The organism is Flavobacterium gelidilacus DSM 15343 (assembly GCF_000422685.1).
In the GTDB taxonomy this organism is placed as follows: Bacteria; Bacteroidota; Bacteroidia; order Flavobacteriales; family Flavobacteriaceae; genus Flavobacterium; species Flavobacterium gelidilacus.
Genome location: NZ_AUGN01000046.1, coordinates 1 through 1,601, shown reverse-complemented (window position 1 = coordinate 1,601; position 1,601 = coordinate 1). Strand labels below are relative to the sequence as shown.

General features: G+C 27.4%; 2 protein-coding genes. Both read left to right on the top strand.

Going from position 1 to position 1,601, the window contains the following annotated elements; genetic code table 11:
- Window positions 1-124 precede the first annotated feature (124 nt).
- Window positions 125-709 (top strand): hypothetical protein, encoded by a 585-nt coding sequence (locus tag G507_RS0109665; protein ID WP_026717283.1) that lies wholly within the window; start codon window positions 125-127, stop codon window positions 707-709.
- 220 nt (window positions 710-929) lie between these two features.
- Window positions 930-1,463, top strand: coding sequence for a DUF6584 family protein (locus G507_RS0109660; RefSeq protein ID WP_026717282.1), 534 nt, complete (start codon window positions 930-932; stop codon window positions 1,461-1,463).
- Window positions 1,464-1,601 lie beyond the last annotated feature (138 nt).

The following is a 1,601-nucleotide window of genomic DNA, read 5'->3' as shown; positions in this document are numbered from 1 at the left end:
TCTTTTTTAGTTCTGTCCTTTTTATTCGGAATTATTTATATATTTGTAAAGGACAGAGCTAAAAACCCACAACTTCATAAAGCCGCTGCCCGTTGGCAAACAGTTTATAAAAACCGCTGAAAAAATGGAAGAAACTACTAAATCAATTTCCGAAGGAGAAGCAAAAGATTTAATTCTTGAATACGCTTTGGAAAACAGAGAAAGAGCAATCTCTTCACAAGAAATTAAAAAAGAACTTTTTCCACATTTTGACATAGATGAAATAGAACTTCTATTCAAAAAGATACAAAATTCAGTAGATGAAATTGCAACTATTAGAATTAGTACATATGGTTGTATAATAACTGCAACAGGTATTACAAAAATATATTTAGAACAAGGAGGTTTCACGAAAACAGAAAAAGATACTTTAGAATTAAATCGAAAAGAAACTGAAAAAGGATTAATTGAATTTGAAAAATCAATAATAGATTTAAGATTGAAAAAATGGCAACTTAAAACTTTTTGGTGGATTTTTGGAATTGCAATCATTGGTTCTAGTTTAAGTGTTTATAATTTTATAAATAATTTAATGCCTTCAAAAAATGAAGTAAAACAAGAAATGCAAATAGAAAAAATGGAATCGGAATTATCCAAAATGCATACTTTATTTTTAGACCAAAAAAAGGTTGATTCTTTACGTAATTCCAATTCTGAAAAAGGAATATAATATTTTTGAACATAATTATTGAGTTTAAGTATTTGTGATTTTATTGCCTTAAAAAACCGATTTGCCAACATCGGTTTTGTTCAATGGCTTAGGCTTGTTTTTTCCTTCGGAAAAACCTCTATGAGTCGAAAATTTGTTTTATATTTGTTTTGGTCTGTGCTTAATCAAAGCCACTGAAACAAAGCCGAGAAACGTTGTGCGTCATTTTAGAAAAATCGCTATGAATTTAAAAGAGAAATTAAATAAAATAGATTCAGAAATTGATAATGGACTTAAATTTAAAGCGACTGACAGATTGCGAAATTTGATACAGGAAAATCCTAATGAAATTAAATTATGGAACAAACTTGCTGAAATTTATTATGAAAGTGGATTTTTAGATTCTGCCGGAAAATATTGGATTCTAACTGAGCCAACCGAAGAAAGAATCAAAAAATGTGTTGAAATTTATGAAAAATCTGTTAATTATTCAGGTAATCAAATTTTGCAGGAAATTGTCTTTCGAGGAGACAAATCAAAATTGTCAGAATTTGCTAAACAAAAACTGAGCAAATTAGAATTAGATAGTGAAGCAAAAGTAAATCATGTGCCGAAATTTGATAAGAAATTAAATATAAAGAAAAAATATAAAACTGAACAAAAACATACTTTAAAAAATAAATTATACGAATTAATTTTCTTCTCTATAATAGCAATAATTGGAATTTTAATAATAATTGGTATTGTTACAATAGTCAAATGGTTATTTTGGTAACAAAAAACGAACGCACAACAACGGTTTTATTCAATTTTGCAGGTTTGGTCTTTTTCTATTTTGGAAAGTTTTTAAATCAAAAATTTGTCTATATTTGTTAAGGCTTGGTTATCAATCAGCAAAACTGAAATAAAGCCG